This is a genomic window from Actinomadura darangshiensis, assembly GCF_004349235.1.
Lineage (GTDB): Bacteria > Actinomycetota > Actinomycetes > Streptosporangiales > Streptosporangiaceae > Spirillospora > Spirillospora darangshiensis.
The window spans coordinates 1-5,519 of record NZ_SMKY01000442.1 but is presented as its reverse complement, the minus strand read 5'-3'; the positions used below and the strand labels follow the sequence as shown (position 1 = coordinate 5,519).

Below are 5,519 nucleotides of genomic sequence, written 5' to 3'. Positions count from 1 at the left end.
CCGCCCACCAGCTGCCCGACCCCGCGGACCTCGATCATCTGCCCTCCCGCCGAGCGACACTCCCTGCAAAGACGATGAATGATCACTCGCCGGGAGTCCAGCCGCCTTTCGCCGTGCGCTCGGGGCTCAGTCGACGGGGGAGTCGTCGGGGCTGGCGGCGGCGATCTCGGCCAGGACGTCCAGGGCGCGGGCGAGGACCGGCAGGGGCGGGGACGCCAGCCCGAAGCGGACGGCGCGCGGGGCCGCGCTGTTGCCGACGACGAAGGCGGCCGCCGGGGTCACGGCGATGCCGCGCCGCGCGGCCGCCGCGACGAACGTCTCCGCGCGCCACCGCGGCGGCAGCTCCCACCAGCCGAAGTACGAGCACGGGTCGGCGCGGACGTCCGCGCCCGCCAGGCGCTCGGACGCGAGCCGCCCGCGGGCCGCGGCGTCGGCGCGTTTGGCCCGGCCGATGGTCTCGGCCGTCCCGTCGGCGATCCAGCCGGTCGCCGCGTCCAGCGCGAACCCGGACGGGCCCCAGGCGCCGGAGCGCAGCGCGGCGGCGACGCGTCCGGTGAGCGCGGGGGGCGCCACCGCGAAGCCGGCGCTCAGGCCGGGCGCGAGGCGCTTGGAGAGGCTGTCGACCAGAACGGTGCGGCCCGCGGCGAACGCCGCCAGCGGCTCCGGGCCGTCCTCGCGGAGGAACGCCCAGATGCGGTCCTCGATCGCGTGCATGCCGAGCCGCTCCAAGGCGTCCGCCAGCTCGGCGCGGCGCTGCGCCGGCATCGTCGTCCCGGACGGGTTGTGCAGCGTCGGCTGGAGGTAGACGGCGCCGAGCGGTGCGGCGCGGTGGGCGGCGGCGAGCGCGTCCGGGCGCAGCCCGTGCTCGTCCGCCGCGACCGGGACGAGGGCCACGCCGAGCCTGGCCGCGATGCCCTTGATCACCGGGTAGGTCAGCGCCTCGACGGCGAGCCGGCCGCCCGGCGGCACGAGCGCGGCCAGCGCGCCCGCGATCGCCTGCCGGCCGTTCCCGGCGAACAGGACCTCGGACGGGCCGGGCCGCCACCCGGGCGCGGTCAGCAGCTCCGCCGCGGCCTCACGGGCGGCGGCGGTCCCCGCGACGCTCGCGGGGCCGAGCGCCGCGTCCAGGACGTCCGGGCGCCGCAGCCGCTCCAGCCCGGCGGCGAGCAGCGCGCTCTGCCCGGGCACCACCGGGTAGTTCAGCTCCAGGTCGACGTGCGCGTCCGCCGGTTCGGCGAGGGCGGGCGCGGCGGGACGCTCCGCCGCGCGGACGAACGTCCCCCGCCCGACCTCGCCCACCACGAGGCCGCGCCGGGCCAGCTCCTTGTACACGCGGCTCGCCGTCGAGTCCGCGATGCCCCGGCTGCGGGCGAAGGCGCGCTGCGGCGGCAGCCGCTCGCCCGGCCGCGGCCGCCCCGCCGCGATCGCGGCCGCCACCTCGTCGGCGACCCGACGGAAGTCCTCCATGCCCGCCTCACATTGCACCGAGAGCAATTTATCTATTGCACCGAGCATACTCCGGCTTCTAACCTTGGAGCACTACGAGCTGACTGGAGTGCGATGATCCCGCCGACGGCCGTCCTGGCCATCGCCCTGTTCGCCCTCGGCCTCGTCCTGACCCCGGGGCCGAACATGATCTACCTGGTGTCCCGGTCGGTGACGCAGGGCCGCCGCGCCGGACTGGTCTCCCTCGGCGGCGTCGCCGCGGGCTTCCTCGTCTACGTCGCCGCCGCCACCGCCGGGCTCACCGCCGTGTTCCGGCTCGTCCCCGCCCTCTACACGGTGATCAAGCTGGCCGGGGCCTGCTACCTGCTCTGGCTCGCCTGGCAGGCGCTGCGGCCCGGCGGGACGGCCGTCTTCGCCCCCAAGGACCTCCCGGCCGACCCGCCGCGCCGGCTCTTCGCCATGGGCCTGGTCACCAACCTGCTCAACCCGAAGATCGCGGTCCTCTACGTGTCGCTGCTGCCGCAGTTCGCCGACCCGGACCGCGGCAGCGTGGCCGTCCAGACACTGCTGCTCGGCGCCACCCAGGTCGCCGTCGCCGTCACGGTCAACGCCCTCATCGTGCTGGGCGCCGGCTCCATCGCCGGCTTCCTCGGGCGCAGGCCCGGCTGGCAGCGCGTCCAGCGGTACCTGATGGGCTCGGTGCTCGCCGGGCTGGCCGTGCACATCGGCCTCCGCCCCGCCACCGCCTGACCGGCGATGCGGTCCGCGCCGATTTGCCGCCCCTTGCCATGATGGGCCGGTGATCGCACCCGAGGACACGCCCGGCGGCCCGGAAGAGGACGCCCGGCGGCCGCCCGGATGGCGCCGGCCGGACGCCTCCATGTCGCTGCTCGCCGACCTGTTCGCCGGCAAGCACCTCGACCCCGGCTACGCCGAGGCCGCGGCCCGCCGGGCCGCCGCCGGCGGCGCCCCGCCCCGGCGCCGGCTCCGAGGCGCCGGCGTGCTGCTCGTCCTCGCCCTCACCGGCACGCTGGTCGCCGTGGCGGGCATCGAGGTGCACCGCAGCGAACCGGTGGCGGCGGAGCGCCGCTCCCGGCTCGTCGACGAGATCCACGCCCGCACCGCCGAGACCGACGGCCTCCAGCACCGGCTCGACCGGCTGCGGGCCGACACCGAGCGCCGCCGCGCCGCCGCGCTCGCCCGCAGCGACGAAGGGCGCCGCGCCCGCGGCCGGCTGACCCGGGCGGCCGCCGCCGCGGCCGCAGCGCCCGCCACCGGCGGAGGGCTCGTCGTCACCCTCGCCGACGCCCCCCGCGAGGACCCGGCCGGCCATCCCGCGCCGGACCGCGCCCCCGGCGGCGGCCGGGTCTATGATCAAGACCTCCAGGTCCTGGTGAACGGGCTGTGGGCGGCGGGCGCCGACGCCATCGGCGTCAACGGCCAGCGGCTCACCGCCACCACCGCGATCCGCACCGCGGGCGAGGCGATCCTGGTCGACTACCGGCCGCTCAGCGGCCCCTACGAGGTGACGGCGCTGGGCGACCCCGGGGACCTGCGGGACGCCTTCACCGGCTCGGCCGCCGACCGGCGGCTGAAGGCGCTGAAGGACCGGTTCGGCATCGGCTACGGCACCCGCCGCGCCGGCGAGGTGCGGCTGCCCGCCGCGGGCCCGCTCCGGCTGCGGCACGCCGTCCCCCGCGACGAGGACGGCCAGTGAGCGGGGGAGGGGTGACCCGGCGGTGATCGCGCTGATCGGGCTGGCGGCCGGCGTCGCGCTCGGCCTCCTGCTCCAGCCGGACGTCCCGCTCTGGCTGCAGCCCTACCTGCCGATCGCGATCGTCGCCGCCCTCGACGCGATGTCCGGCGGCGTCCGCGCCCGGCTGGAGGGCGTCTTCGACGAGAAGGTGTTCGTCGTCTCCTTCGTCAGCAACACCGTCATCGCCGCGCTGATCGTCTTCCTCGGGGACAAGCTCGGCGTCGGCTCGCAGCTGTCCACCGGCGTCGTGGTCGTCCTCGGCATCCGCATCTTCTCCAACGCGGCGGCCATCCGGCGGAAGCTGTTCGGCGCATGACGCGCGAGGACGACCGGCCGGAGGACGGCGAGCACGGGGCCGGCGAGCACGGGGGCCTGCGCTCGCTCGCCGGGCTGCTGCGTCCGCGGGTCAGCGCCGGCCAGCTCGCGGGCGGCCTGCTGTGCCTCCTGCTCGGCTTCGCGGTCGTCGCGCAGGTGCGCTCCACCGAGCGCGACACCACCTTCGCCACCGCGCGGCAGGACGAGCTCGTCGGGGTCCTGTCCGACCTGGGCCAGCGGTCCGAGCGGCTGCGGGGCGACCTGCGCGACCTGGAGGAGACGCGGGCCGGGCTCGAACGGGACGCCCAGGGCGGGACCGCCCTGGAGGAGGCGCGCGAGCGGGCGACCACCTATGGCCTGCTCGCCGGCACACTGCCCGCCGAGGGACCCGGCATCGAGCTCGTGATCAACGACCCCGGCCGCGGCGTCAAGGCGCTCAACCTGCTGGACGCGCTGGAGGAGCTCCGCGACGCCGGCGCCGAGGTCGTCCAGGTCGGCGACGTCCGCGTCGGCGTCGGCACCTACTTTCTGGACGACCGGAACGGCGTCCGCGCCGACGGGACGCTCCTCGCCGCCCCCTACCGCTTCCTCGCCATCGGCGACCCGCACACGATGACCACGGCGCTCAACATCCCCGGCGGCCTCGTCCGGACGCTGGAGGGGGCCGGAGCCACCGTCCTGATCACCCAGCGCGCGAAGGTGACCGTCGGCGCGATACGGTCTCCCTAGAGGGGAACGGGGGAGACGGTAAACCGGAGGCCCGGCTCGGGCGTCGTGACCGCTCGCCGCCCGCGCGGCGGCATGGACCTGCGATCATCGGCGAATGTAGTTTGGTCCGGCCGGTTCACCGTTCCGGTTGACCCCTCGGGTCATACCCGCGTAAGTTGCGGCGACCGTCGTCGTGCGCGGGCGGTGAGCAGGACCGTGGCCGGGGGCGGGTCCCCGGCGTGGGTTGGGTAAGGATGCGCGTGGCGCAGGCGGCTTTCCGTTGCGGCGGGACGACCGGGTGCGGCACGCCGATGGTAGGAGGCCGAGCCGATCGATGCCGAGCGTCTACTGCACGCAGTGCGGTCACGCCAACCCGGATGATGCCCGCTTCTGCTCGAACTGCGGCACTCCGCTGAGGAGCGCGGGGCCGCTGCCTCCCCGGGAGTCGCCTGGCGAGTCCACGTCCACCATCTCCATCGGCGGGTTCGAGGCGCTCGACACCGACGCCGGCGCCGAGGAGCCGGTCGGCCCCGAGCAGATGGCGATGGAGGCGCTCCCCCCGGGCACCGCGCTCCTGGTCGTCAAGCGCGGCCCGAACGCCGGCAGCCGCTTCCTCCTCGACGAGGACCGCACCTCCGCGGGACGGCACCCCGAGAGCCACATCTTCCTCGACGACGTGACGGTCTCCCGGCGGCACGCCGAGTTCGTCCGCCAGGGCGGCACGTTCTCCGTCCGGGACGTCGGCAGCCTCAACGGCACCTACGTCAACCGGCAGCGGATCGACCAGGCCGGGCTGTCGGGCGGCGACGAGGTCCAGATCGGCAAGTTCCGGCTGGTGTTCCTGACCAACCCGGCGCACGGCTGACGGATCGCGCGACGATGGGAGGGGCGTTGAACGCGGAGCCGGCCCGGTCCCTGATGACGATCGGGGACGTCCTCGGGCTGCTGCGGCCCGAGTTCCCCGACATCACCATCTCCAAGATCCGGTTCCTGGAGTCCGAGGGGCTCGTCGAGCCGCAGCGCAGCCCCTCCGGCTACCGCAAGTTCTGCGGCGCCGACGTCGAGCGCCTCCGGCTCGTCCTCACCGCGCAGCGCGACCACTACCTGCCGCTGCGCGTGATCAGGCAGCACCTGGAGGCCCGCGACCGCGGCGAGAACGTCCCGCCGCTCGGCGCCCCGCGCCCCGCCGCACGACCCCGAGGCGGCGCCGCCGCGGGAGGCTGGCCATCGCCAGGTTCTCGGCGGCGGACCGGACCAGGACGAGGCCCTGCTCGCCCCGCGACTCCGGCACCAG

The 5,519-nt window shown here is 76.0% G+C and carries 7 protein-coding genes; 6 read left to right on the top strand and 1 reads right to left on the bottom strand.

The annotated features are described in order from the left end of the window. Positions 1-126: 126 nt before the first annotated feature. Complete coding sequence (locus tag E1293_RS44065) at positions 127-1,467, bottom strand: aminotransferase-like domain-containing protein (protein ID WP_132205642.1); 1,341 nt, start codon at positions 1,465-1,467, stop codon at positions 127-129. Between the two features lie 93 nt (positions 1,468-1,560). Here E1293_RS44065 and E1293_RS44060 point away from each other — a divergent pair, with 93 nt between their 5' ends. From E1293_RS44060 to ftsR, 6 genes are all read left to right on the top strand, one after another. Next, positions 1,561-2,196 carry a LysE family translocator gene (locus E1293_RS44060; protein ID WP_132205640.1) on the top strand — a complete coding sequence of 212 codons (636 nt, stop codon included), beginning with the start codon at positions 1,561-1,563 and terminating at the stop codon, positions 2,194-2,196. 49 nt (positions 2,197-2,245) lie between these two features. Next, complete coding sequence (locus E1293_RS44055; protein WP_132205638.1) at positions 2,246-3,163, top strand: DUF881 domain-containing protein; 918 nt, start codon at positions 2,246-2,248, stop codon at positions 3,161-3,163. A gap of 22 nt (positions 3,164-3,185) precedes the next feature. Next, positions 3,186-3,518, top strand: a complete 333-nt coding sequence (locus E1293_RS44050) for a small basic family protein (RefSeq protein WP_132205636.1) — start codon at positions 3,186-3,188, stop codon at positions 3,516-3,518. After that, the gene (locus E1293_RS44045; protein ID WP_132205634.1) at positions 3,515-4,246 is read left to right on the top strand and encodes a DUF881 domain-containing protein; all 732 of its coding nucleotides are present in this window, start codon (positions 3,515-3,517) and stop codon (positions 4,244-4,246) included. The genes E1293_RS44050 and E1293_RS44045 overlap by 4 nt, the downstream gene beginning before the upstream one ends. A gap of 313 nt (positions 4,247-4,559) precedes the next feature. Continuing rightward, positions 4,560-5,090, top strand: a complete 531-nt coding sequence (locus E1293_RS44040; protein ID WP_132205632.1) for an FHA domain-containing protein — start codon at positions 4,560-4,562, stop codon at positions 5,088-5,090. A 26-nt stretch (positions 5,091-5,116) separates the two neighbouring features. Further along, positions 5,117-5,519 (top strand): transcriptional regulator FtsR (gene ftsR, locus E1293_RS44035; protein ID WP_243717472.1); only part of this gene is annotated, 403 nt, incomplete at its 3' end.